29 protein-coding genes are annotated in these 23,111 nt (G+C 69.0%); 15 read left to right on the top strand and 14 right to left on the bottom strand.

The window, feature by feature from the left end:
* Positions 1-23: 23 nt before the first annotated feature.
* The 5 genes from ligD to OG555_RS03310 all read left to right on the top strand — a co-directional run bounded on the left by ligD (position 24) and on the right by OG555_RS03310 (position 2,696).
* Positions 24-950: a non-homologous end-joining DNA ligase gene (ligD, locus tag OG555_RS03290; RefSeq protein WP_328518621.1), complete on the top strand. Its 927-nt coding sequence runs from the start codon at positions 24-26 to the stop codon at positions 948-950.
* A 39-nt stretch (positions 951-989) separates the two neighbouring features.
* The gene (locus OG555_RS03295; protein ID WP_328518620.1) at positions 990-1,196 is read left to right on the top strand and encodes a hypothetical protein; all 207 of its coding nucleotides are present in this window, start codon (positions 990-992) and stop codon (positions 1,194-1,196) included.
* Between the two features lie 126 nt (positions 1,197-1,322).
* A complete protein-coding gene (locus OG555_RS03300) occupies positions 1,323-1,952 on the top strand; it encodes a TetR/AcrR family transcriptional regulator (RefSeq protein WP_329481032.1) in 630 nt (209 codons plus the stop codon).
* 102 nt (positions 1,953-2,054) lie between these two features.
* A complete protein-coding gene (locus OG555_RS03305) occupies positions 2,055-2,282 on the top strand; it encodes a DUF3107 domain-containing protein (protein ID WP_328518618.1) in 228 nt (75 codons plus the stop codon).
* A 144-nt stretch (positions 2,283-2,426) separates the two neighbouring features.
* Entirely contained in the window at positions 2,427-2,696 is a 270-nt protein-coding gene (locus tag OG555_RS03310) for a GlsB/YeaQ/YmgE family stress response membrane protein (protein WP_329481034.1), read from the top strand.
* 772 nt (positions 2,697-3,468) lie between these two features.
* Here OG555_RS03310 and OG555_RS03315 read toward each other — a convergent pair.
* Entirely contained in the window at positions 3,469-4,149 is a 681-nt protein-coding gene (locus OG555_RS03315) for a ferritin-like fold-containing protein (RefSeq protein ID WP_329481036.1), read from the bottom strand.
* A gap of 253 nt (positions 4,150-4,402) precedes the next feature.
* Here OG555_RS03315 and OG555_RS03320 point away from each other — a divergent pair, with 253 nt between their 5' ends.
* On the top strand, positions 4,403-6,070 hold the full coding sequence (locus OG555_RS03320) for a DEAD/DEAH box helicase (RefSeq protein ID WP_329481038.1): 1,668 nt from the start codon (positions 4,403-4,405) through the stop codon (positions 6,068-6,070).
* A 93-nt stretch (positions 6,071-6,163) separates the two neighbouring features.
* Positions 6,164-7,072: a DUF4349 domain-containing protein gene (locus tag OG555_RS03325; RefSeq protein WP_329481040.1), complete on the top strand. Its 909-nt coding sequence runs from the start codon at positions 6,164-6,166 to the stop codon at positions 7,070-7,072.
* A 1-nt stretch (position 7,073) separates the two neighbouring features.
* On the opposite strand, the gene OG555_RS03330 is transcribed toward OG555_RS03325, so the two are convergent.
* A complete protein-coding gene (locus OG555_RS03330) occupies positions 7,074-7,823 on the bottom strand; it encodes a ParA family protein (RefSeq protein WP_329481042.1) in 750 nt (249 codons plus the stop codon).
* An 84-nt stretch (positions 7,824-7,907) separates the two neighbouring features.
* Between OG555_RS03330 and OG555_RS03335 the strand changes: the two genes are divergently transcribed.
* Positions 7,908-8,783, top strand: coding sequence for an alpha/beta fold hydrolase (locus OG555_RS03335; RefSeq protein WP_329481048.1), 876 nt, complete (start codon positions 7,908-7,910; stop codon positions 8,781-8,783).
* Positions 8,784-8,797: 14 nt separating this feature from the next.
* Here the strand turns inward: OG555_RS03335 and OG555_RS03340 are convergent, their stop codons facing one another.
* Positions 8,798-9,844, bottom strand: a complete 1,047-nt coding sequence (locus tag OG555_RS03340) for a hypothetical protein (RefSeq protein WP_329481049.1) — start codon at positions 9,842-9,844, stop codon at positions 8,798-8,800.
* Complete coding sequence (locus OG555_RS03345; RefSeq protein WP_329481051.1) at positions 9,841-10,350, bottom strand: RNA polymerase sigma factor; 510 nt, start codon at positions 10,348-10,350, stop codon at positions 9,841-9,843. The genes OG555_RS03340 and OG555_RS03345 overlap by 4 nt, the downstream gene beginning before the upstream one ends.
* Before the next feature lie 197 nt (positions 10,351-10,547).
* Between OG555_RS03345 and OG555_RS03350 the strand changes: the two genes are divergently transcribed.
* From OG555_RS03350 to OG555_RS03365, 4 genes are all read left to right on the top strand, one after another.
* On the top strand, positions 10,548-11,381 hold the full coding sequence (locus tag OG555_RS03350) for a hypothetical protein (RefSeq protein WP_329481053.1): 834 nt from the start codon (positions 10,548-10,550) through the stop codon (positions 11,379-11,381).
* Positions 11,378-11,692: a hypothetical protein gene (locus OG555_RS03355; RefSeq protein WP_329481055.1), complete on the top strand. Its 315-nt coding sequence runs from the start codon at positions 11,378-11,380 to the stop codon at positions 11,690-11,692. The genes OG555_RS03350 and OG555_RS03355 overlap by 4 nt, the downstream gene beginning before the upstream one ends.
* A gap of 43 nt (positions 11,693-11,735) precedes the next feature.
* Positions 11,736-12,011: a hypothetical protein gene (locus tag OG555_RS03360; protein ID WP_329481057.1), complete on the top strand. Its 276-nt coding sequence runs from the start codon at positions 11,736-11,738 to the stop codon at positions 12,009-12,011.
* A gap of 145 nt (positions 12,012-12,156) precedes the next feature.
* The gene (locus OG555_RS03365) at positions 12,157-12,333 is read left to right on the top strand and encodes a hypothetical protein (RefSeq protein ID WP_329481059.1); all 177 of its coding nucleotides are present in this window, start codon (positions 12,157-12,159) and stop codon (positions 12,331-12,333) included.
* 400 nt (positions 12,334-12,733) lie between these two features.
* Here the strand turns inward: OG555_RS03365 and OG555_RS03370 are convergent, their stop codons facing one another.
* The 9 genes from OG555_RS03370 to OG555_RS03410 form a co-directional block, all read right to left on the bottom strand.
* Positions 12,734-13,336 carry an HNH endonuclease signature motif containing protein gene (locus tag OG555_RS03370; RefSeq protein WP_329484762.1) on the bottom strand — a complete coding sequence of 201 codons (603 nt, stop codon included), beginning with the start codon at positions 13,334-13,336 and terminating at the stop codon, positions 12,734-12,736.
* The gene (locus OG555_RS03375; RefSeq protein WP_329481061.1) at positions 13,234-14,250 is read right to left on the bottom strand and encodes a DUF222 domain-containing protein; all 1,017 of its coding nucleotides are present in this window, start codon (positions 14,248-14,250) and stop codon (positions 13,234-13,236) included. The genes OG555_RS03370 and OG555_RS03375 overlap by 103 nt, the downstream gene beginning before the upstream one ends.
* Positions 14,251-14,513: 263 nt before the next feature.
* On the bottom strand, positions 14,514-15,464 hold the full coding sequence (locus OG555_RS03380) for an ABC transporter ATP-binding protein (protein WP_329481063.1): 951 nt from the start codon (positions 15,462-15,464) through the stop codon (positions 14,514-14,516).
* Between the two features lie 3 nt (positions 15,465-15,467).
* Entirely contained in the window at positions 15,468-16,283 is an 816-nt protein-coding gene (locus OG555_RS03385; protein ID WP_329481065.1) for an ABC transporter permease, read from the bottom strand.
* Positions 16,276-17,073, bottom strand: a complete 798-nt coding sequence (locus tag OG555_RS03390; protein WP_329481067.1) for an ABC transporter permease — start codon at positions 17,071-17,073, stop codon at positions 16,276-16,278. The genes OG555_RS03385 and OG555_RS03390 overlap by 8 nt, the downstream gene beginning before the upstream one ends.
* 233 nt (positions 17,074-17,306) lie before the next feature.
* Positions 17,307-18,146: an alpha/beta fold hydrolase gene (locus tag OG555_RS03395; RefSeq protein WP_329481069.1), complete on the bottom strand. Its 840-nt coding sequence runs from the start codon at positions 18,144-18,146 to the stop codon at positions 17,307-17,309.
* 76 nt (positions 18,147-18,222) lie between these two features.
* On the bottom strand, positions 18,223-19,104 hold the full coding sequence (locus OG555_RS03400) for a RecB family exonuclease (protein ID WP_329484763.1): 882 nt from the start codon (positions 19,102-19,104) through the stop codon (positions 18,223-18,225).
* A 10-nt stretch (positions 19,105-19,114) separates the two neighbouring features.
* Entirely contained in the window at positions 19,115-19,732 is a 618-nt protein-coding gene (locus tag OG555_RS03405; RefSeq protein ID WP_329481071.1) for a MarC family protein, read from the bottom strand.
* Positions 19,729-20,613 carry a PHP domain-containing protein gene (locus OG555_RS03410; RefSeq protein WP_329481073.1) on the bottom strand — a complete coding sequence of 295 codons (885 nt, stop codon included), beginning with the start codon at positions 20,611-20,613 and terminating at the stop codon, positions 19,729-19,731. The genes OG555_RS03405 and OG555_RS03410 overlap by 4 nt, the downstream gene beginning before the upstream one ends.
* Before the next feature lie 103 nt (positions 20,614-20,716).
* Between OG555_RS03410 and OG555_RS03415 the strand changes: the two genes are divergently transcribed.
* Positions 20,717-21,121, top strand: a complete 405-nt coding sequence (locus OG555_RS03415) for an NUDIX hydrolase (RefSeq protein ID WP_329481075.1) — start codon at positions 20,717-20,719, stop codon at positions 21,119-21,121.
* 17 nt (positions 21,122-21,138) lie between these two features.
* Entirely contained in the window at positions 21,139-21,906 is a 768-nt protein-coding gene (locus tag OG555_RS03420; RefSeq protein ID WP_329481077.1) for a GNAT family N-acetyltransferase, read from the top strand.
* Here OG555_RS03420 and OG555_RS03425 read toward each other — a convergent pair.
* Positions 21,882-22,295 carry a DUF4267 domain-containing protein gene (locus OG555_RS03425; protein ID WP_329481079.1) on the bottom strand — a complete coding sequence of 138 codons (414 nt, stop codon included), beginning with the start codon at positions 22,293-22,295 and terminating at the stop codon, positions 21,882-21,884. The two genes, OG555_RS03420 and OG555_RS03425, sit on opposite strands and share 25 nt — an antisense overlap.
* Before the next feature lie 73 nt (positions 22,296-22,368).
* On the opposite strand from OG555_RS03425, the gene OG555_RS03430 reads away from it, so the two are divergent.
* Positions 22,369-23,034, top strand: coding sequence for a TetR/AcrR family transcriptional regulator (locus OG555_RS03430; RefSeq protein WP_329481081.1), 666 nt, complete (start codon positions 22,369-22,371; stop codon positions 23,032-23,034).
* The last annotated feature ends 77 nt before the right edge of the window (positions 23,035-23,111 follow it).

Raw genomic sequence — 23,111 nt, forward strand, 5'->3', positions numbered from 1 at the left:
TCTCAAGCTGGACACTGGGACACATGGCAAGCGCGCCGCAGCAGCTGACGACCGAGGTCGACGGGCAGACGATGAAGCTCACCAACCTCGGCAAGGTGCTGTATCCACAGACCGGCTTCACCAAGGCCGAGGTGATCGACTACTACCACCAGGTCGCGCACCTGCTGCTGCCGCATCTGTCCGACCGCCCCCTGACCCGCAAGCGGTGGCCTGACGGCACCGAAGCGCCGTACTTCTTCGAGAAGAACGCCCCGCGAGGTACGCCGGCCTGGGTGCGGACCGTGACACTCCCGACGCCCGGCAGCTCGACCGGCCGCGACGAAGCGGACTTCGTGGTCGCCGACGACATCCAGACCGTGGTCTGGCTGGCCAACCTGGCCGCGCTCGAACTGCACGTGCCGCAGTGGCGGATCGGCCTGTCTGACCACGGCAAGAAGCCAGAGGCCGACCTGATCGTGTTCGACCTCGACCCGGGGCCGGGGGCGACCATCGTGGAGTGCTGCGATGTCGCGCTGGCCCTGCGCGAGCTGTTGAGTCACTACGGGCTGGAGGGCTGGCCGAAGACGTCGGGCAACAAAGGCATGCACCTGTACGTGCCGATCGAGCCGGCGTCGTCCAGGAAGACCAGTGCGTTCGCCAAACAACTGGCCGAGCAGTTGGCCGAGGCCCTGCCCGAGAACGTCACCGCGAACATGACCAAGGCACTGCGTCCCGGCAAGGTCTTCATCGACTGGAGCCAGAACGCCAGCGCCAAGACCACACTGGCGCCGTACTCCCTCCGCGGGTCCGACGAGCCGCGGGTGTCCACCCCGATCGACTGGGACGAGGTGGCGTCGGCGACCACGCCCGAGGAGCTCAGATTCCTCCCCCACGACGTCCTCGCCCGGATCGAGGAGTACGGCGATGTCCTGGAGGGGCTCTACGACGACCCGAAGCCGCTACCGTCGTAAGGGTCAGAACCGTCGAACACCGAGAGGAGAGGCAGTCGCATGACCAGTGAACCCGACTACGAGGGTCCTGCCGTCGGCAGTGTCCCGGATGACGCTCCCGAGGCCGACGTACTGGAGCAACGCCAGAGCTCCACCGTGGTGGACGACCGCCCCGAGGATTCCGGCGTACTGCTGGAGGCCGACCCGGTCGACGTGGCGGAGCAGCGCCGCGCAGTGGGCGACGCGGACGAGGACGACTACCGCTGAGCGGTACCACGATGGAACCCGGTTCGGCGGGGAAGCTACTGGCCGGGACAACCGCTGGGTAGGATTCGGGCTACGACCCGGCAGTCGAGCCCGAGCCGCCGGTGCCGCACCACCGAAGGAGCCGACGTGTCGACGACACCCGAGACCGCGCCCAAGCGCGGCAGCCGCCTGCCGCGGCTGGCCCGCCGCGCGCAACTGCTCGAGGCGGCCCAGGAGGTTTTTGTCGCGAACGGCTACCACGCCGCCGCGATGGACGACATCGCCGATCGCGCCGGCGTCTCCAAGCCGGTGCTCTACCAGCACTTCCCCGGCAAGCTGGAGCTGTACCTGGCGCTGCTGGACACCTCCTGCGACGCGATCATCGCGTCCGTCCGGGACGCGCTGAAGTCGACCGACGACAACAAGCTCCGGGTCGCGGCCACGATGCACGCGTTCTTCGAGTACGTGGCGAACGCGCAGGGCGCCTTCCGGCTGGTGTTCGAGTCGGACCTGACCAACGAGACGGCCGTCCGCGAACGGGTGGACCGCGTCACCCACGCCTGCGCCGAGGCGGTCTCCGAGGTGATCAGCGCCGACGCCGGCCTGAGCCGGGAGCAGTCGATGGTGCTGGCCGTCAGCCTGGTCGGCATGGCGCAGGTCAGCGCCCGGTACTGGCTGGCCTCCGACGACCCGACGCTGGCCCAGCAGCAGGCCGCCGACCTGGTCGCCTCGCTGGCCTGGCGGGGCATCCGCGGCTTCCCCCGCACCGACGGCTGAGGTTCTGCTCTCGGCGGACGGGTGAGGGCCGACGGCTCGCAGCGGATAGGCTCGAAGCGTCACCGGCGAGAGCCGCCGGTCGGAACGTGCCCGGAGGGTTTCGTGGAGGTCAAGATCGGCGTGCAGCACGCCAATCGTGAATTGGTGCTGGAGAGCGAGCAGACCCCGGAAGAGGTCCAGGAGGCGGTCGCCGCGGCGCTCAGCGGCAAGGCGAACCTGTTGCAGCTGACCGACGACAAGGGCCGCCGGGTGATCATCCCGGCCGACCGGCTCGCGTACGTGGAGATCGGCGAGGTCTCGATCCGCAAGGTCGGCTTCGGCGCGATCTGATCGCGGTCCGGACACAGTCGCGCGTGTCCCGGTTGCGGAGTGCCACGGAAGGGGCACGATGGCGGTGAGACCTGCGTTGCAGTGGTCTGGTAGCTACGGGGCGCCGGCCCAGGCGCAGGTCAGCCATCCCTCAAAGGAGGAACCGTGTATTGGGTCTGGATGCTCATCGTCAGCCTGATCGCAGGCGTCATCTTCGGGCCGCTGGCCCGGCTGGTGCTCCCCGGCAAGCAGGACATCGGCCTCGGCTGGACCATCCTCGGAGGCGGTATCGGCGCCTTCATCGGTGGTCTGATCGCCTACTTCCTCGGCGTCAAGGACACGTCCGGCCCGGACTGGATCCAGTACCTGATCCAGATCATCTGCGCCGCGATCGTCATCGCGTTCATCTCGTCGCGCAAAGCCAAGACCGCCTGACCACACCGGCCCGCGGGGCGAGTTCCCCGCGCATCCCGACGGCCGCCGCCCTTCCGGGCAGGCGGCCGTTGTGCATCCCACCCCCGGCCATTTGAGCGGAGAACCCCCGAAGGTGCCCCTTCTCCCCCTCTGATACGACGAGAGAACCGGCAATTCGAGGGGTGAACCGTCTCCTGTCGTTCCGTGGGACGCCGGCCCGCCTGACCTTGTGCACCGATCAAGCATCGACCCGCCGCGACGCCCGAGTGGTGGACAACCCGTGCGGAACGACAACCACCACCAGCCGGCCGGCGGCAGGGCGGCCGGTGGCAGGGCGGCCGGCGGCAGGCCGGTGGCAGGCCGGTGGGCGGTGAGCGGTGAGCGGGGATTTCGGGCAGGAGCAGGGAGCTGGGACAAGGTGTAGGGACCTTGGACAGGTCATGGGTTGTCCCAAGCCCCGACCTGATGTTCGCACCCCCGCCCGCCAAACGCCGCCCCGGCCGGGACCGCGCCTGCTTGGTGCGTGCGCCAGCACCGCGGAACCGAGCCCCGACCCTGGCCAACCGGTCTCAGCCACCGCAGAGATCGACTTTGTGCATCAGATCCGTACCCGGCCCCCCGGCGCCCTACGGATCTGGTGCACAAAGTGACCGACCAAGCCAGCCGGACGGGGCAGCCGGGCTACCGGCCACCCCTCCCCGCCGCCACTAACCCACGGAAACGGCACACGAGCCGGTTAACCCTCAAATGGGGGTAGGCGGGGTGGGTCGGGTCTGGAGGCTGGTGGGTGGGGTCAGGCCTGTAGGCCGAGGGCGGTCATCCGGGCGGTGTGGGCCTCGGTGAGGCGGGTGAACATGCGGCCGATCGCGGCCAGGTCGAGGCCGGGACGGTCGACCGATCCGGCCAGCAGCGCGGCCAGTGAGTCCCGGTCCGCGGCGATCCGCTGCGCCTGGCTGAGCGCCTCGCCGACCAGGCGGCGTCCCCACAGCGCCAGCCGGCCACCGAGCTTCGGGTCCTCCTCGATCGCGGCCCGGACCCGGTCGACCACGAACTCGGCCTGCCCGGAGTCCGCGAACACCTCGAGCACCAGGCCCCGGGTCTCCGCGTCCACGAACGACGCGATCTCGCGGTAGAAGTCGTTGGCCAGGCCGTCCCCGACGTACGCCTTGACCAGGCCCTCCAGCCAGTCCGACGGCGCGGTGTGGTCGTGGAACGCGTCCAGCGGGGTGACGAACGGCGTCATCGCCGCCATCGGGTCCACGCCGAGCGCGACCAGCCGGTCCCGCAGTTGCTGGAAGTGGCCGAACTCGGTCGTCGCCAGCGCCGCCAGCTCCGCCTTGTCGTTCAGCGTCGGCGCCAGTTTGGCGTCCTCCGCCATTCGCTCGAACGCCGTCAGCTCGCCGTACGCGAGCACTCCCAGCAGATCCACCGCCGCGGCCCGGTAGGCGGGATCATCAAAGGCCGTCTGCTCCATGCCCGGCACCCTATCTGGACCGGAGCGCGAGTGGCGCAAACCACACGAGGCGGGCTTGACGGCGGTTGCGGCTACACTGGAGGGCGATTCGCCGGTGACGCGCCCAGATGGGCAAGCTGGTGCGAGGTGCTTGCACAGTGTCCCCGCGCCTCACGATCGGGGCTGAGAAGCCCCAGGCGCCCGGCCACTGAGCACACCTGTCCGTACAAGCATGTGAGAGGCGATCAGCCTGACCACCTTCCGAGAGCTCGGCGTGCTGCCCGAGATCTGCGACGCGCTCGACCGCGTCAACATCGTGGAGCCGTTTCCGATCCAGGAAATGACACTCCCCGTCGCCCTGATGGGCACCGACCTGATCGGCCAGGCCCGCACGGGCACCGGCAAGACGCTCGGCTTCGGCATCCCGTTGCTGCAGCGCACCATCTCCCCCGGCGAGGCCGACTACGAGGAGCTCGCCGCTCCCGGCAAGCCGCAGGCGCTGGTCGTCACCCCGACCCGCGAGCTGACCATCCAGGTCGCCAAGGACCTGGAGACCGCGTCCACCGTCCGCACGGTGCGCGTGCTGACCATCTACGGCGGCGTCGCGTACGAGCCGCAGCTGGACGCACTGAAGAAGGGCGTCGACGTCGTCGTCGGTACGCCGGGACGCCTGCTGGACCTGGCGAACCGGGGCGTCCTCGACCTCGGCCACATCAAGGTGCTGGTGCTGGACGAGGCCGACGAGATGCTCGACCTCGGCTTCCTGCCCGACGTGGAACGCATTCTGCGCAAGACCCCCGAGCTGCGGCAGACAATGTTGTTCTCGGCAACGATGCCGTCTGCGGTGATCGCGCTGGCCCGCACCCACATGCGGCACCCGCTGAACATCCGCGCGGAGTCGCACGAGGACACCGAGATGGTGCCGACCACGGCACAGTTCGTCTACCGGGCGCACGATCTGGACAAGCCCGAGGTGGTCGCGCGGATCCTGCAGGCCGAGGACCGCGGCCGGGTGATGATCTTCTGCCGGACCAAGCGGGAGGCCTCCCGGCTGACCGACGACCTGCAGGACCGGGGCTTCAAGGCCGCCGCGATCCACGGCGACCTGAACCAGCAGGCCCGTGAGCGCGCGCTGACCCGGTTCCGCGGCGACAAGATCGACGTACTGATCTGCACCGACGTCGCAGCCCGGGGCATCGACGTCGAGGGCGTGACGCACGTCATCAACAACACCTGCCCCGAGGACGAGAAGGCCTACATCCACCGGATCGGCCGGACCGGACGGGCCGGTGCGAGCGGGATCGCCGTCACCTTCGTCGACTGGCCGGACGTGACCCGGTGGAAGACGATCAACAAGGCGCTCGACCTGCCGTACGACGAGCCGCAGGAGATCTACTCGACGTCGCCGGAGCTGTACCACGATCTGGGTATCCCGACCGACGCGAAGGGCCGGATCAAGCCGGCCCGTGAGCCGCGCGAGACCGCCGAGGCTCGCGACGAGCGGCCGGCGCGGAGCCGTCGCGGTGGCGAGGCACGCACCGAGGGTGACGGCGAGCGGACCGCGCGCAAGCGCAGCCGGACCCGCAAGCGCACTCGCTCCGGCCAGGTGTTCGACGAGAAGTCCGAGGCCGACGTCACCAGCAAGACCCAGGTGCCGCCGACCGAGGAGTCCTCGACCGAGGCCGCCGAGGCCCCGCAACAGGAGCGGAAGCCGCGCAAGCGCACCCGCAAGACTGCGGAGACCAAGCCTGAGGTCCAGGCCGAGGTCACGACTGCGGACGCGGCCGTCGAGGCACCTGCTGAGGCGCCGGTCAAGCGGACCCGCGCGCGCACCCGGAAGACTGCCGAGCCGAAGCCGACCGAGACCGCTGAGTCGAAGCCGGCCGAGACCGCTGAGTCGGGGACGCCTCCGACGATGCCGCTGTTCACCGCCCCGGAGTGACCCGCACCGTTTCCGAATGGTGATCTGAGCCTGCAACACCCTGCCCCTCGGGGACCGTCCTAGGACGGAAACCACCAGAGAGGGGCAAGGGTGATGAGGCCGATCAGCGGTGTGGTGATGGCGGCGTTGGGGTTGGCGCTGCTGGCGGGGTGTGGGGCCAGTGGCAACGACAGCGCCGGCACGAGCGAAGCGGCGCCGGTCCAGAAGCAGGACTCCGGTACGGCGGCCGGCGGCAAGTCATCGAACGCGGAACCTCAGGTTCCCGGGCAGCCACCGGCCCAGACCCAGCCGACCATCACGCGCGCGATCATCAAGACCGGTTCGCTCACCGTCGAGTCGGACGACGTCGCCGCCACCCGGCAGAAGGCGATCACCGCGATCGCCGGCCTCGACGGGCAGGTAGCGTCCGAGGACACCGGCAGCGACGCCGACGGCAAGATCACCCAGGCCAACCTCGTGCTCAAGGTGCCGACGAAGTCGTACGACGCCGCGATCCAGCGACTGTCCGACCTGGGCAAGCAGCTGCAGATCCACCAGGAGTCCAGCGACGTCACCGAGCAGGTGGTCGACGTGGCCAGCCGGATCGAGACCCAGCGCGCCAGCCTCGACCGGATGCGCGCCTTGATGGCGAAGGCGAACACCATCGGCGAGATCGTCTCGGTCGAGAGCGAACTCACCCGGCGCGAGTCGGACCTCGAATCCCTGCTGGCGAAACAGAAGAACCTCGCCCTGCAGACCGATCTCGCCACCCTCACGCTGACCGTCACCGCGAAGGGTCAGCCGCCGGCACCGGCAGAGGACTCGGACCGCGGCTTCCTGGCGGGTCTGAAGGGTGGCTGGAACGCGTTCACCGCCGTATTCTCCGCGCTGGCGACAGCGCTCGGGGCGGTCCTCCCGTTCCTGGTGCTGCTCGCGCTGATCGGCGCACCGCTGTGGCGGTTCCGGCACCGGATCCGCCGTCAGCCTGCCGCCCTCCCGCCGACTCCGGACAGCGCGCAGTAGCTCAGAGCAGCGCGGCGGCCAACGCCCGGTAGGCCTTCGCACCGGGCGAGGCCGGCGCCGTGCTGAGAATGGTCTCCCCGACTGCCGGCGCCTCCGCGAACCGGATCGACTTCGGGATCGCCGGCTCCAGCACGTCCAGAGAATACGTGTCCGCGATCGTCTCCAGCACCGCCCGGGCATGGATCGTGCGGCCGTCGTACAACGTCGGCAGCACCCCGAGCACGTGCAGCTCCGGGTTGGTCAGCACCTGGACGTCGTGAATCGTGTCAAGTAGTTGCCCTACGCCACGATGTGCCAACGTCTCGCACTGCAAGGGAATCAGGACATCGGACGCCGCCGACAACCCGTTCACAGTCAGCAGCCCCAGGGTTGGCGGGCAGTCCACGATGATCCAGTCGTACGACGCCAGCAGCGGGCGCAACGCGGTCCGCAGTACCTGCTCCGGGCCACCCTCCTGAGCGAGCCGCACCTCCATGGTGGCCAGCTCGATCGTCGCCGGCAGCAGGTCGGGCGCGTCCTCGAACTCGATCAGCACCTCCTGCGCCGTCACACCGCCGAGCATGACGTGATGGATCGACTTCTCCAGGTCCTCGGGGTCGATGCCGACCGAGAACGTCAGGCACGCCTGCGGGTCGAGATCGACCAGCAGCACCCGTTGACCGAGCTCGGCCAGGGCAGCGCCGAGCGTCGCGACGGTGGTCGTCTTGGCCACGCCGCCTTTCTGATTGGCAACCGCAAGGGTGCGAGGCACGCCGCCATTGTGCCGCACCGGGGCCCGCGCGCCCCGTACCCCGTGCGCAACGCCGGGCGGGCAGAGTGGATACTCTCTTTACTTGTGAGTACGCCGCGCACGTTGACGCTGCCCGACGGGGTGCACCCCGCGACCCTCGAGACCGACCGTGGCTCGTTCGCCACGCTGATGGCGGTGCCGCAGATCGGTACGCCGCTCGGCACGGTGCTGCTCGTGCCGGGGTGGACCGGCAGCAAGGAGGACTTCACTCCGCTGGTGGACCACCTGTGCCGCTACGGGTGGCGCACTGTGGCGGTGGACCTGCGCGGTCAGTACGAAACCGCCGGGCCGGCCGACCCCTCGGCGTACACACTGGCGGAGCTCGGTGCCGACGTGGTGGCGATGAGCAAGGCGCTGGGCGGCTACAGCCAGCTGGTCGGGCACTCGTTCGGCGGGCTGGTCACGCGGGAGGCGGTGCTGACCGATCCGTCGGTGTTCTCGACGATCACGTTGCTGTGCTCGGGGCCGGCCGCGTTCACGGACGAAGAGACGCTGCAGGGTCTGCAGATGCTCGCGTTCGGGCTGGACAACCTGCCGATCGAGCAGGTCTACGACCTGAAGCTCCAGCACGACGTCAAGAACCCTGGGTACGTCGCTCCGCCGGAAGACATCGCGGCGTTCCTGCGGAAGCGCTTCACCAGCAACGTCCCGGTCAGCCTCGCGGAGATCACCCGGCGCCTGACCGATGCCGAGGACAAGACCGACCGGCTGGCCAAGGCCGGCGTCCGTACCCAGGTCTTGTACGGCGCCTCCGACGACGGCTGGCCGATCACGACGCAACGCGCGATGGCCGAGGCTCTCGGCGTGGAGCCCCAGAGCGTGCCCGACGCCGGTCACTCCCCCGCCATCGACCAGCCCGCGGCCACCGCCCGTCTCCTGGTCGACTTCATCCACGACAGGGACAACGTCCCTACGGTCTGAGCGCGGTGGTCGCCTCAGCGCACCGGCTTCACAGCGACCTCGAGCTTGAGGTCGTCCAGGCCGATCGGCGTCAGGGCGGTCTTCAGCGCCTCGTCGTACACGAGGGCCGAGACGCCCACCTTGTCTTCCTCGAATGAGCCGCCGCCCATGTACACCCCGACTCCCTTCGGGATCAGGTTGCCGACCGCCGTCGCGCGCTGCATGAGCTCGGCCTCGCTGAACTTGACCTGATGCACGCACAGGTTGCCGGCGTACACCTTCTCGAACGCGCTGCGGAACGTGGCGAGATCACCGTGCGCGACGCCGATGGTATAGACCTCGGGCGCGCCGGGTCCCCGGCCGTTCGGGTAGTGCACGCGCGGATCGGTGGCCTGGTCCTGGCGGGTCTCGAGGAACCTGCTGATCGCGACCTTGTCGTAGTTGTTCGGCGCGGTCTTCCAGCCGCCCGCCGGCGCCGGACACGGCACCTGGTCCGGCGGGATCTGCGGCGCCGTGGTCGAGTGCGTCGGCACCGTCTGATCCCGGACGTCGATCGTCCGCGCGGCCCAGGTGCCGGTCAGTACGGCGTACCCGGTCCGGACACCCTCGATCGTCTTGGCATCGGCGAGCCTGGCCGGGTCGAGGTCCTTCAGCGTCACCGCGTACTGCGGTTCGCAGGTCGGTGCGGGCTCCTTGCCGCCCGTGAAGCCGACGTCGGTCATCGGCAGCCTTGCACAGAACACCGGCTCCCGGCCCGGCGCGACGATCACCCGGCCGGTCGCCGTCACCTGGTCGCCGTCGCGGACGAGGAGATCGTCGTACGGCGCCCTGTTGCCTTGAGCGAACGACTGGGAGGTGCCGTTGGGGGGCGCCGGCTGCTTGCCACCGTCCGGGAGAACGGTCAGTGCGGCGGCGGCGATCGCCGCGACGGACGCGGCGGCGAGGGCGGGAACCCAGCGGCGGGGGCGGCGGCCGCCGCCGAGGATGTGGTCCAGGTCGGGCTCGGGAGGTGACGGCTGGTCCGCGCGCCAGCGCGCGCCGGCTCGCGTCAGCAGGTCGTCGACCTCGTCGGTCGGGTTCATTCGCTGACCTCCAGCAGGGTGCGCAGGCGGGCCCGCGCGTCGGACAGGGTGGACTTGACGGTGCCTTCGGAGCAGCCCATCACCGCGGCCGTGTCGGCGATCGACAGGTCGGCGAAGTAGTAGCAGTCCACGGCGAGGCGCTGTCGTGCCGACAAGGAGGTGAGCGCGAGGTCGACGTCCATCCGGGCGTCCAGATCCGGCCGCGACACCGGGCCCTCGTGCTCGTCGAACTCGCCGGCCGGCCGCAGCCGCCGGGCCGCCTTCCGGGCCTGGTCCGCGGTGATCGCGAGCAACCAGGCCGACGCGGTCCCGCGGGTGGCGTCGTACTGCCCCCGCTTCGACCATGCCCGCGCGAGCGACTCGTGCACGATGTCGTCCCGGTCCGCCCCCACCGCGAGCCGCCCGGCCAACCGGGCCATCGCGGTTAGATGCGGCCGCACCCACTCGACGAACCCAGCCCCGTCCGCCGGCGGACCCACCGCCGCCGTCGCAGGCTCATCCGTCATCGTCGGCATACCCTGTCTACCCCCGAATCCCGGTTCCGGTTGGGTCCCTACCCGCATTTCAACGACCCCAGTACCCCCAAGTCACACCCCCACCCCCATTCGTAACCCACCCGAGTTATCCACAAATCCCAGAATCCGCCCCACAGCCTCCCTGCACTTGTCTACGGTCAAAAAGACCGAACGACCTGGGGAGAGAGATGCCAACCGGTCTGAACGACCTGCCCGAACCAGCGGATCTGCACGCCCGGCTCTCCGGGCGGCGCCCGCTCGACTGGGGTGACCCGATCCCGTCCAAGGCGGAGCTCGCCGCCGAGTACGGCGTACGCAAGGCCACTGAAAGCCTTCATTTGCTGACCAAAGCCGCCGCCGTCGAGGAACGCATCACGGACGCCATGATCACGTCCATCGGCGACGAGGCAGCGCCGTACCACCTCGCGAACCGGGTGAAGTCACCGCACTCCCTCGCCCGCAAGCTGGCCACGCTCGAGGACTATTACCGCCGCACTCAGCAGGTCCCGGAGGACGTCCTGCGCTACACCGCCGCGGTGAAACATCCGGACGAGCTCACCGAGGCCGCGGTCCGGACCATCGATCGGCTGAACGATCGGGGGGACTGGCGGATGGAGTCTGCCCACCATTCGTACGTCGATGGCAGCCGCTACAAGGGATTGCACACCTTCCTGCACAGCCACGGTGAACGCATCGAGCTTCAGGTGCACTCGGGCGAGTCCATCGACGTGAAGGAGCGCACGACTCCGCTGTACGAGATCGAACGCGACCGTCGTCAGGATCCAGCGGCGCGTGATGCGGCGCGCCGGGAGTGCATAGCGTTGTCCGACCAGATGATCCAGCCTGCCGGGATCGACGAACTGCGGGAGCTCGGCGGCGCGCCAGTACAGGCGATTAGCTACGGTAAGCAACGTCAGGCGCACCGCTCCGAAGCAGTTCAGACCGGCAACGGCGCGGCCGGCTCCGCACCACGGCTGACTCACCAGCCGATTCAGAATCGACAGAACGGGGTTGCACGATGACGCGGTTGTTCTTGGTCAAGGACGGCGAGCGAGAGCTGTGGGTGGCGGCGTTGGTGGATGAGGATGTGTGGACGTACGTTGCGGAGACCGGGAAGTTCCATCGCAACGAAGGCGCCCGGCACGACTACTACTTCTTGAACGAACTGGAGTACGTCGAAATCGGCATCGCGGAGGCGCAAGGCCGCATCCGCGACGGAGTCGGAACGGTCGACGCAGAAGAGTTCCCGGACTCGGCCCAGCGCTGGCGTGAAGACACCGAGGCCATGGACCCCGAGATCGTCTTCGCCTCCCTGGCCGCGGACCTCGCCTGAACGCCGATGCAGCTCTACGTGGTCAAAGAGGGACGAGCGGCTGGTGTGGGTTGCGGCGTTGGCGCACGAGACGATGTACTCCTACGTTGCCAACACCGGCAAGTTCCATGACAACAATGCCTTGCGCAACGATTACTACATCGATCGCTGGTTCACGTACGAGGAGATCGGACCGGCCGAGGCTCGGCGCCTGATCGACGACGGCGTCGGCACACTCGACGAGGACGATTACTCGGATGCCCTGGCTGGGTGGTGCGCAGACCCCAAGCCTTTGGATCCGGCGGACGTCCTGTCCATCGCAGCCGGCTACAACCGGTAGGGGCCCCGATGACGCGGCTGTACTTGGTGAAGGACGGGGAGCGGGAACTGCGGGTGGCTGCGTTGTCGATGAGGATGTCTGGACGTACGTCGGGAACACCGGGAAGTTCCACCGGAACGAGGGGGCCCGGCACGACTTCTACTTCGTGAACGAGTTGGAGTACGTCGAGATCGGGATCGCGGAGGCCCAGCGGCTGATTCGCGCTGGGGTGGGGACTGTCGATCGAGAGGAGTTCCGGGGCTCGGCTCAGCGGTGGGGCGATGACACGAATGGCATGGATCCCGAGGTGGTCTTCGCCTCGATGGCCGCCGACCTCGCCTGAACCGCGGTGCTCGGTTGCCCGATGTCTTCGCGGGACTCAGAGCTGGTTCTACGACGAGAGCGTGCCAGCTGAGGCTCGCCGGACGATGCCTCGCACCTTGCGGGCCGCGATCCGGGCGCTCGACGAAGGGATCGGGCGGCCTGTCATGTCGAAGCGGCCGCGGACCTTGCCATCTGGAAGGCCGACACCTGCATCCTCGAGCTGGCAGACGCCTCGCCCGATCCGATCCCAGACACGTGATCGGTCCAGACACCCGATTGAGCGTCACGACCTTGACGACGTGCTCCATCGCGGCCGGCTACAACCGCTGAGGTCGTGTTCGCACTGACTGTTGCGGACGACGGCACACGACTCTGTGATGGTTGAGCAGGCCGACAGATCGTCGTGGGCGATGGGCTGCTCACAGGCGGCGTTTGTCTCCTCGGGAGGCGAACTGACCGCACCATCGAGTGCCGAGCCCATGGTGGAGTGCCCAGTGGAGTGCCCGTGGCGGGGCAGTGCCGGGCGGCGCAATGGTGCTGGGCCGTGGTGGCATGGAGCGAGTGGCCGAGGTACCGAGCGCGCGTCGTGGGGTGCCGGCACAGCGGGTGGCGGCGTCAGGTGGGTGGGCGGCCCATGGCTGGGGTGGTGGGTGTTCCGGCGGTGGCGGTGGTGATTGGGGTGGTTGTCGGCGTGGCGGTGGTGGGTTGGGGTTGGCCCAGGTGGGGCGGGTGGCGTGGGGGTGGCCGTTGACTATCTGGATGGTCAGGTGGCCGTTGTGGACGGCGATGTGGTCGCGTTTGCAGAGGAGGGCGAAGTTGTCGAGGCGGGTGGTGCCGCCGTCGGCCCAGTGGATGATGTGGTGGGCCTCGCAGATGGCCGGGGGTGCGCCGCAGACGATGCAGCCGTGGTCGCGGGCGTTCAGGGCGTGGCGGATGGCGCGGGTGACGAAGCGGTGTTCGGTGCCGACATCGAGTGGTTCGGAGTTCGAGCCGAGGACCAGGGGATGATGCCGGCGTCGCAGGCGAGGCGGCGGACGGCGGCCGCTGACAGGGTGTCGCCGTGGATCAGGCGACCGGTGCCGGTGCGACTCTTGAGGTCTTCCAGGTCGATGGTGACGGTGATGTGGGGCTTGATGTCGCCGTGGCCGGGCACGGCGGTGCCGGTACCTGCCGCGGTCGCCAGGATCGCGGTCAGGGCGTCAGCCTGCCGTTTGCCGCGGGGGCGCGGGTCACGGTGGCCGTCGTAGGTCTTGTGCGGTTTGGCGCCGGCGAAGATCAGGGTCTGGAGGAGTTCGGCGTTCTGGGCGGCGAGGTAGCCGCCGAACCGGACGCCGTGGTCGGCTTGTTTGAGCCACAGTGCCTCCTGCGACGAGGTGTCCTCGTCGCCGGTGGGTTCGGGGCCGTCGGTGTCGAGGCGATTGCGGACTTCGACGCCGAGTTTGCGCAGTTCGCCGGGAGCCAGGAACTCGGCGGCTTTCACCATCTGATCCTCGGCGACTCGCAGGTCCTCGACCGGCACCTGCGCGGATGCGGGCACTTTTTCTAGCGCGGCCACGATCGCCTGCGCCTGGGCGGTGTTCAGCGGCGTCGCCTGGCGGTCGGCGTGCGCAGGGTCCTGCGTGTCGTCGTCGGACCGTGGGTGGCCGGGTTGTGCGTCGTCGGTGAGGGCTGCGGTGACGGTCGGGTATTTCGGCAGCGCGGTGGCGAGGCGGAGGTCGCGGCGGACGTCGGCGGGGTCGAGGTTGTGGCGCATGGACAGCAGGTGGATCGTGTTGCCGGCGCCGAGGTCTTGGGCGTGGCCGTTGGCGTCGAGGGCGGCCAGGAGTTCGAGGCGGCGTACCTGGCGGCGGGTGAGATCGGCCTGCAACTGGTCGAGGGCAGTCAGCATCTCGGCGCCGCTCATCGACCAGACCGGTCGCTCGTCCAGGAGTTCCATACCGTCGACTCTAGCCAGGCCCGTGGACAGTTTTCGTACCGGAATGGCCTTATCTGTAAGGGATCCCGAGATCGACACCTTCCTGCCAACTTATCCACAATCGTCAGCTCGCGCCTGGACGAGGCCCCTGCGAGTTGTAGCCTCTGGGTCGCCTGCCTATCGGATGTTGACGGAGTTGGAGCGGTTGAACGACCTTCTCGTCTACCGACCCGCGTACGATCACCACCCGCCGGTCCGGCGAGATCGCGCGCTGACGGCTCGCCCTAGTGGGTGGGGGCGTAGAGCTGGGTTATTACCGATTCGATAGTGGGTTCGGCGACCGAGACGTCGACCAAGGGGTAGTTGGCGGCTATTTGGGAGAGAAGGGGTGCGGCGCTGGTGGTGGTGGGGAAGGTGAGGTGCTGGCGGGGGCCGTCGACCTTGGTGACGGTTGCGCCGTGGATTTCGATGGGTGGCAGGGAGGTGGCCAGGTCGACGACGAGGGTGCGTGGGGCGGACTGGCTGGCTCGCAGGCCGGCCAGGGTGCCGTCGTAGATCTGGTGGCCGTGGTCGATGACCATGACGCGGGTGCAGAGCGCCTCGATGTCGTCGAGGTCGTGGGTGGTGAGGATGACGGTGGTACGGCGCTCAGCGTTGACCTCGGCCAGGAACTCGCGGAGCCGGGCCTTGCTGATCACGTCGAGACCGATCGTCGGCTCGTCGAGGTAGACGATCTCCGGGTCGTGGAGGAGGGCGGCCGCGATGTCGCCGCGCATCCGCTGCCCCAGCGACAGTTGCCGGACCGGTACGTCGAGCAGGTCGCCGAGGTCCAGCAGTTCCACGAAGGTCGCGAGGTTCTCCCGGTGCCTGGCCATCGGGACGTCGTACATCTTCTGCAGTACGGCGAACGAGTCCTTCAACGGCAGGTCCCACCACAGCGTCGTCCGTTGACCGAAGACGACCCCGATGCGCTTCGCCAACTTCAGCCGATGGCGGGACGGATCGACGCCGGCCACGCGGATCGAGCCGCTCGACGGGACCAGGATCCCGGTCAGCATCTTGATCGTCGTCGACTTCCCGGCCCCGTTCGGACCGATGTACCCCATCACCTCCCCCGGCTCGACGGCGAACGACAGGCCGTCCACCGCCCGGACCTCGCGACGGGTACGACGCCACCCGTTCCGCGTCGTCACGGTGAACGCGCGGGACACGTTCGACAACTCGATGACTGCCACTGCTCAGCTCCCTGTACTGCGGTAACGACGGAGACCGCCCCGCCACGCCAGTGACGCCAGCGCGACCATCGCGACGGCGACCAGCGGCGACAACAGGCCGATCCAGGACGGCAGGCCCAGTGGGGCCGGCTTACCCAGCACGTACAGCACCGGGTAGTAGTTGACGAAGGCAAGCGGTACGACGAACGTGACCGCCCGGACGATCTCCTTGCCGAAGACCGACAGCGGGTACTGCGTCAGCGTCTGACCGCCGTACGTGAACGAGTTGGCCAGCTCGGCGGAGTCGATCGAGACGAACTGCACCGCGGCACCGAGGACGAAGATCGCCCCGAAGATGACCGACCCGGCGATCACCGACACCACCAGCATGAGGCCCTTGGCAACGGTCCAGTCGAGCTCGAGCCGACTGAGCGCGAACCCGAGCACGATGCCGGCCTGCAACGGCCGGCCGATCCGGCGCAGCGCGAACTCGTCCGCGGCGGTCTGGACGAACGTCGGCACCGGCCTGATCAGGTAGACGTCCAGCGACCCGGTCCGGATCCGCTGCCCGATCCGCTCGATCGACCCGATCACCAGGTCGGCCAGCCCCAGCGTCATCGAGGCCGTTGCGTAGAGCAACGCCATCTGCGCGAGGGTGAACCCGCCGAAGCTGTCGATGTGGCTGAACATCAGCACGATCGCAACGAAGTCCAGGACCGTGAGCATGATCCCGGTGAACAGCATCAGCAGGAACGACGCCGGGTACGCCAGCGCCGACCGGATCCACATCACGACCAGCATCCAGTACTGCGCCGGAGCCAGGCGGAGCCGCTCAACCACCTTGGATCACCACCTTCCGGGTCGCGACCAGGGTGGCGAGCTGACAGCTCAGCAGCAGGATCAGGATCCAGCCGAGCTGGAACACCAGCGCGGCCCCGGTCCCGCCGGGATTCCGCCCGAGCCAGATGTCGATCGGCACCTGCAGCGTCGCGGCCCACGGTGTCGCCCGGGCGACCTCGCCGAGCCAGCCGGGGAAGACCACCAGCGGCAGGATCATGCCGCTGAAGAAACACGACAGCATCAGCGCGAGGGCCTCCATGCCCCGCGAGTCGGTGATCCAGAAGCCGGACAACGCCACCAGGTAACGGAGTCCGAAGCTCACCAGGATCGCGAACACCAGCCCGGCCGCGACCGCGCACCAGGTGAGCGCACCGGAAGGGAACTTGAGGTCGAACACCAGCGCACCGACGAGCAGCGGAGCGACGCCCCGCACGAGCAACTGGAAGATCGCGCGACCGAAGTCGACGGACAACCACCACAGCAACAGCTGCGTCGGCCGATACAGGTCGACGGCGATCTCACCGCTGCGGACCCGCTCGCCCAGCTCGACCGTCGTGGTCGCGCCGAAGATCCCGATCGGCATGAGCAACCCCTGCTGCAACCACACGAACGTCAGCGCGTCGGATACGTCGTACCCGCCGAGGCCGGGCCGCTCGTGCCACAAGGTCAGGTAGATACCGCACAGGATGAACCCGAACACGGTGTTGGTGAACGCGCCGGACGCGGTGGCGATCCGGTACGTCGAGAAGCGCCGGAACGACCGTACGCCGATCGCCCAGTAGACGCCCACGGCAACCTCCTCTCCTACTCGAGAGCGGTGTCCGCCGGGTCAGTGGCACGCAGAACCGCCCCGAATCCGACAGGACCCGGGGGTTCGGACACCACTGTGAAGGCATGGGTGATCCACGCCGGTTTGTCAAGGCAGAAGACGGACGGTACGCCGCACCACGCGCGGGCGTCAACCGTAATTAGCCGGTCCGGGCGCGGGACCCCTCAGACCCGCGCCCGGACAGGTGACCTTGGTCAGACCGCGTCGGCCTTCAGCAGAGCGGTGAGGTGCGTGGCGAACGGACCCGGATGACTGGCGTAGCCCGCGTGCGCGCCGGGGAAGGTGACCACCGGCCAGTCGAGGTGCTCGGCGATCAGCTGGATCGGCCGCCCGGGCAGGTGGTCGATCGACTCCAGGCCGGCGGCGGGAACGATCCGGTCCGCGACCGTCTTCAGCGTGTCGAGGTCGGGCTCGTACCGGGTGAACGGCAGCAGCTTGTGCTCGTAGAAGTTGACCGCGTTGGCCTGCATCCGCTCGGCCAGCTCGCGGTACTCCGGCAGCAGGTCCTCCATCGGCGGCATCGCGTCGGCGTCCATCCCGGTGCCGACCATGAACAGCACGTCGGCGGCCGCGAGCCCCTCGGCCTTGTAGGTGTCGTATACGTCTTGGAAGAACGCCCGCGCGTCGGCGGCGTCCGGCAGCACCTCGCTGCACGGCGGCTCGTGCGCGACCAGCATCCGCACCCGCTCCGGGTGGCGGGTGATCAGCTCGAGCCCGGTGATCGCGCCCGAACTGCTGCCGAGCACGTACGCCGATTCGCCGCCCGCCACCTCGTCGATCAGCGCGAGCGCGTCCTCGGCCGACTGCTCGATCCGCTCGTCGGCGGGCTCACCGTCGTACCGGCTCCTGGAATTGCCGCGCGGGTCGTAGGCCACCACGGTGTACTCGGCCGCGAGCTGCCCGACGATCCCGTCGTACACCGCCGCGTCGGTCCCGCCGCCCGCGATCAGCAGGAGCATCGGACCGGATCCGGTCACCTCGTAGTGCAGCGTCGCCCCCGCCACCGCCAGCTTGTTCACAACCTTCGCGCCCATCAGGCAACCCCTCTCTGTCGCCTCCACTCTGCAGCCCCCCGCTGGCACCCCACGCACATGGCGCTGGTACGACGACTCAGCCGGCGTCCTCGACCGGGATGGGGGCGGTGTCGTCGAGGCCGGCCCAGGGGTCGCGGGGTGGGGATTCGCGGCGGCCCTGCGGGCAGATGCGGACGAAATCGCACCAGCCGCACAGTGCGGAGGGCTCAGGTGGGAAGGCTTCGTCGGCCTCGGCCGGGGTCAGGCCCTCGCGCCAGCGGGCCTCGGCCGCGGCGGCGTCGTCGGCCATCGACTCGGCCCGGCGCTGGTGGCGGGCGAGGGATTCGTCGTCGTGGTCGGCCGCCGCGATCGTGTTGGTCGGGAGGTGGTGCAACTCGACGCGGGTGCACGGCTTGTGCAGGACTCGGCGAGCGCCCAGGACATACAGCGCCATCGCGAGTGACGACCGTGCGTCCACCGGCGTCAACGGGCGGCGACCGGTCTTGTAGTCGACGATCGCAAGCTCGGTGCCGCCGCTCCCGTCGCGGGCGGCACGCTCGTCGATCCGGTCCACCCGTCCCCGCAACGAGGCCCGCTCGGTGGTGAAGGCGACCGTACGCTCCACTCCGCGGGGTGCGTAGTACGGATCGGAATCGCGCAGGTAGCCCAGCACCATGTCGGTCGACCGGTCCCGCCAGTCCAGCGACTGCTGCTCGTCCCGGAACCCCTCGCTGCGCCAGCTCGACCGCATCTTGGCCACGACTTCGTCCGGCGTACGGCGGGCAGCCGGCCAGCGACCGAAGAAGTCGGCGAGCACCTCGTGGACGATCGCGCCGACCGTGTTGTGCGCCCACGGCGGACCCTTCGGCGGCCGCGGCGTCTCCAGGTAGGTGTAGCGGTACTTGCGCTTGCAGTCCGCGAACGTGAGCAGCTTGGTCGGCGTCGCGACGAACAACCGCGTCGGCATCCCGGGCAGCATGTCGTCCACGTCAGCCCGCCTTGATGAACTCTCTGACCGCGTTGGCGATCAACTGGACCGCGATCGCGCTCAGCAGCAGGCCGGCGATCCGGGTGACCAGGAGTACGCCGTTCTCCCCCAGGATCCGCATGATCACCCCGGAGAACCGCAGCGTCAGCCACATCACCAGGTGGATCGCGATGATGCCGAGCGAGATCGCGACCACATCCGGCAGCGAGCCGTTGGCGCGCTGGACGAACACCATCGTGGCGACGATCGCGCCCGGTCCGGCGAGCAACGGCGTACCGAGCGGGACGAAGGCGATGTTCACGTCCTTGGTCTGGACCGGGTCCTCGGCGGTGTCGGTCAGCAACTGCAGCGCGATCAGCAGAAGCAGCAGGCCGCCCGCGCACTGCAGCGCCGGCAGCGTGATGCCGAGGTGGTTCAGGATCTGCTGACCGAACGCCGCGAACACGACGATCACCCCGAACGCGACCAGCACCGCCTGCCACGCGGCCTTCTTCCGGACCGCGCGGGACTGGCCCGCGGTGAGTGAGATGAACACCGGCACGGTGCCCGGTGGGTCCATGATCACGAAGAGCGTCACCAGGACCTCGGTGAACAGCCCGATGTTGATGACACTGTTCACGGCAGGTAGGCCTCGGGGACCTGTGCGTCGGGGGCGGCGGTCGCGTTCTCCTTGGCGACCTCGAGCAGTCGCTCGAACTGCTCCGGGTCGGTGGTGTTCACGCCGAGGTCGTGGTCGATCTTGCCGGCGCCGTGGTGGTCGCTGGAGCCGGTGGCGATGATGCCGAGGTCGTCGGCGATCGCGTGCAGCGCCGTACGGGATGGTCCGGAATGGTCCTGGTGGTCGATCTCGATACCGGCCAGGCCGTGGTCCTGCACCAGGCGGGCGATGGTGTCCTGATTCATCACCTTGTAGCTGGAGCGTCCCCACGGGTGGGCGATGATCGGTACGCCGCCGGCCGCGCGGACCAGGTCGATGGCCCGGCCCGGCTCGATCGCGTAGTGCGGCACATGCCCGGCGCGGCCGTCCGCGAGGAATCGGTCGAAGGCCTCGCTGCGGTTCGCGACGGTGCCGTTGGCGACCAGCGCGTCGGCCACGTGCGGCCGACCGACCGACGGCGTACCGGTCGCCTGGGCGAGCACCTCGTCGACGGTCAGCGGGACGCCGACGCTGTTCAGCCGGGCGACGATCGACGGGATCCGGTCGGTGCGGCCCTCGCGCACGATCCGCAGCTCCTCGGCGAGCGCCGGGTAGGAGGGGTCGAGCAGGTAGCTGAGCAGGTGGACGCTGACGCCGTTGAGCTTGCAGGAGATCTCGATGCCGGGGACGAACCCGATCCCTAGCTCTTCCGCCGCGATCCGGCCCTCGGTCCACCCGTCGGCGGTGTCGTGATCCGTGAGCGCGATCACGTCGAGACCGCTCTCCTGCGCGTGCGCGAGGAGGACGGCCACCGGGTCGGTGCCGTCCGAGCGGTTCGAGTGAGTGTGCAGATCGATGCGCACGAGCGGTCCGGATCCCTTCGAAGGCCTTCTGTCACCGCAGATGCTATCCGCGTTCACCCCCGACACCTTGCAGTTATCCCCAGGGTGCCTATTCTGCGGTGGCATGGATGCGCGGCGGGTCGACTGTGTCGGAGCTCTCGTGTACGACGAGCAGCACCGGCTGCTCGTGGTCCGCAGGGCGAACGAGCCCGGACGGGGACTGTGGTCGCTCCCAGGCGGCCGGGTGGAGCCCGGTGAGGACGATCCGGCGGCGGTGGCCCGGGAAGTCGCGGAGGAGACCGGGCTCGTCGTCGAGGTCGGGGAACTGGTCGGCGAGGTCGAACGCGAGGCTCCGGAGGGCAAGCTCTACGTGATCCGTGACTACGAGGCGACCGCGATCGGTGGCACCCTCACTCCGGGTGACGACGCAAGCGACGCGAAGTTCGTCACGCGCTCGGAGTTCCTGTCGCTGGCCACCACCACATTGCTGGTGTCGACGTTGGAACAGTGGAGCGCCCTGCCCGGCTGATCAGCCAGACTGAGGCGGTGGAGGACGCTGAGCTGGTTCGCGCGATCGAGGACAACGCCGCCGAGTTGCTGATGGCGATGGGCGCGGCGGGTGGTGGCGAGCAGCGGGACGACGCCGGGGCGCGCTGGACGATCGGTGGTTCGCCGATCGACTATCACAACGCTGTAGTCGCCGCGTCCAGCGATGATGCCGTGGCGGAATCCCTTGTGCTGTTGAAGAAACACAACGTCCCGGGAAGCTGGCACGTCGGCCCGTCGATGCGAGACGACCTTGGTGACCGACTGATCGCGGCCGGGTTCGCAGCGGGTGGGAGTGAGCCGGGGATGGCTGTCCGGATCTCCGAGCTGGTCGCGCCGAGCGCCGTACCCGGGCTGGAGATCACCCGCGTCGACCACGATGACGCTCTGGCGATCTGGGAGGCGACGCTCGGGCGCGGGTTCGGCGAGGGCGAGAAGGAAGCGCGGTGGGTCGCGTCGGTCTACCGGAAGCTCGGGTACCGCGATCCGTGGCGGCACTACCTGGGCCTGCTCGACGGTACGCCGGTCGCGACGACGACGGTGTTTCTTTCTGCCGGCGTGGCCGGGGTCTACTTCGTGATGACGGTCCCGGAGGCGCGGCGGCGCGGGATCGGGGCCGCGATCACGTACGCCGCACTCCGTGAGGCCGAGGCGGTCGCGGAGTACGGCGTACTGGGGTCGTCGCCCGCCGGTCGGTCGGTGTACGCCGGGCTCGGGTTCCGCGAGTACTGCACGATCGAGCTCTACGAGTGGACGCCCACCGGCTGAGCGAGGTCCGCCGTACGGCGCTCGCGGAGGAGCAGCCAGGCGTCGAAAAGGACGATCACGGCGGTCAGTCCGTGGATGCCGAGCGCGGTCGCGACGGAGCCGCCGTGGGTGAGCACGATGACCATGTCGGCGATCGGGATCATCGCGGCGATCGCCATCAGTACGCCGGTCGCGCGGCGCTGGCCGAGCGCGAACAGCGCCAGCAGGTTGAGTCCGATGACGATGTCGCGGATTCCCTTCACCGCGAAGTAACCGGCCGCTGCGCCGGTCGGCCACGGGTCGATGCCGAACCCGGCGGCGGCGCCGTGCGGGTCGAGCAGGAAGCGCAGTCCGAACGAGAGCGGGAACAGGCCGAGCAGGATGGTCAGGACAGTGGTGAAGCGGCGCATCTCAGGTCTCCAGTGTTCTAGCAGTGCTGACATTGCCGTTGCTAGTTTGTCTAGCGGTGCTAATATCCGGTCTATGCCGACTCAGCCACGCCGGGAGCGCGCCCGCGAGGAACGCCGCGACCTGATCGTCCGCACCGCCCGCGACCTCGCCGAGACCGAAGGCTGGGAATCCGTCACCACCCGCCGCCTCGCCGAAGCCGTCGACTACAGCCAGCCCGTCCTCTACGGCCACTTCAAAAACATGGACGCCATCGCCGCCGCCGTAGCCCTCGAAGGCTTCGTGGAGCTGGCAGCCGCCCTCCGCGCGGCGCGGCTGAGTGGGGAGAGCGGCGGCGGGGCGAGCGGGCCGGCCGCGGGCCGGAGCGGCTCGGATCGGGATGGCGCAGTGGCGGCAGACGCTGCTGGGTTGCGGGCGGTGGCGGAGGCCTATCTGGGCTATGCGGAGGAGCATCCGGCTGTGTATGAGGCGATGTTTGTGCGGCGTACGGATCTGGCGTTCGGGGGTGCCGAGAGCCCGGCGGCCCTCAAGGCCGCGTTCGGCGAGATCCAGGCCGGCGTGACGCCGTTCGCCGGCGGGGACGCGGAGACGTTGACCGAGGTCTTCTGGAGCGCCCTCCACGGCCAGGCAACTCTCAACCAGGGAGCGCGCCTCCGCCCCAGCCACCGCCAAGCCCGCGCGGATCTCCTAGCCACCCTCCTCACCTCGGGCTCGTCTTTCCGGAAACAAACGGTCACCTGACGCCAGCTATGTTCCGGAAACCTGCGCCTTCGCGGTTGTCCACAGGGGGTCGGCGGGGATCGGGGGATTCGGTCAGG

It is taken from the genome of Kribbella sp. NBC_01484, assembly GCF_036227145.1.
Taxonomy (GTDB): Bacteria; Actinomycetota; Actinomycetes; order Propionibacteriales; family Kribbellaceae; genus Kribbella.

Bases quoted from the DNA above. Each gene is read 5' to 3' on its own strand.
- OG555_RS03345 (WP_329481051.1), bottom strand. From the start codon at position 10,350: ATGACGGATGAGCCTGCGACGGCGGCGGTGGGTCCGCCGGCGGACGGG.
- OG555_RS03425 (WP_329481079.1), bottom strand. From the start codon at position 22,295: ATGCGCCGCTTCACCACTGTCCTGACCATCCTGCTCGGCCTGTTCCCG.
- OG555_RS03355 (WP_329481055.1), top strand. From the start codon at position 11,378: ATGACGCGGTTGTTCTTGGTCAAGGACGGCGAGCGAGAGCTGTGGGTG.
- OG555_RS03350 (WP_329481053.1), top strand. From the start codon at position 10,548: ATGCCAACCGGTCTGAACGACCTGCCCGAACCAGCGGATCTGCACGCC.
- OG555_RS03395 (WP_329481069.1), bottom strand. From the start codon at position 18,146: ATGGGCGCGAAGGTTGTGAACAAGCTGGCGGTGGCGGGGGCGACGCTG.
- OG555_RS03340 (WP_329481049.1), bottom strand. From the start codon at position 9,844: ATGAACCCGACCGACGAGGTCGACGACCTGCTGACGCGAGCCGGCGCG.
- OG555_RS03430 (WP_329481081.1), top strand. From the start codon at position 22,369: ATGCCGACTCAGCCACGCCGGGAGCGCGCCCGCGAGGAACGCCGCGAC.
- ligD (WP_328518621.1), top strand. From the start codon at position 24: ATGGCAAGCGCGCCGCAGCAGCTGACGACCGAGGTCGACGGGCAGACG.
- OG555_RS03415 (WP_329481075.1), top strand. From the start codon at position 20,717: ATGGATGCGCGGCGGGTCGACTGTGTCGGAGCTCTCGTGTACGACGAG.
- OG555_RS03375 (WP_329481061.1), bottom strand. From the start codon at position 14,250: ATGGAACTCCTGGACGAGCGACCGGTCTGGTCGATGAGCGGCGCCGAG.
- OG555_RS03400 (WP_329484763.1), bottom strand. From the start codon at position 19,104: ATGCTGCCCGGGATGCCGACGCGGTTGTTCGTCGCGACGCCGACCAAG.
- OG555_RS03325 (WP_329481040.1), top strand. From the start codon at position 6,164: ATGAGGCCGATCAGCGGTGTGGTGATGGCGGCGTTGGGGTTGGCGCTG.
- OG555_RS03315 (WP_329481036.1), bottom strand. From the start codon at position 4,149: ATGGAGCAGACGGCCTTTGATGATCCCGCCTACCGGGCCGCGGCGGTG.
- OG555_RS03295 (WP_328518620.1), top strand. From the start codon at position 990: ATGACCAGTGAACCCGACTACGAGGGTCCTGCCGTCGGCAGTGTCCCG.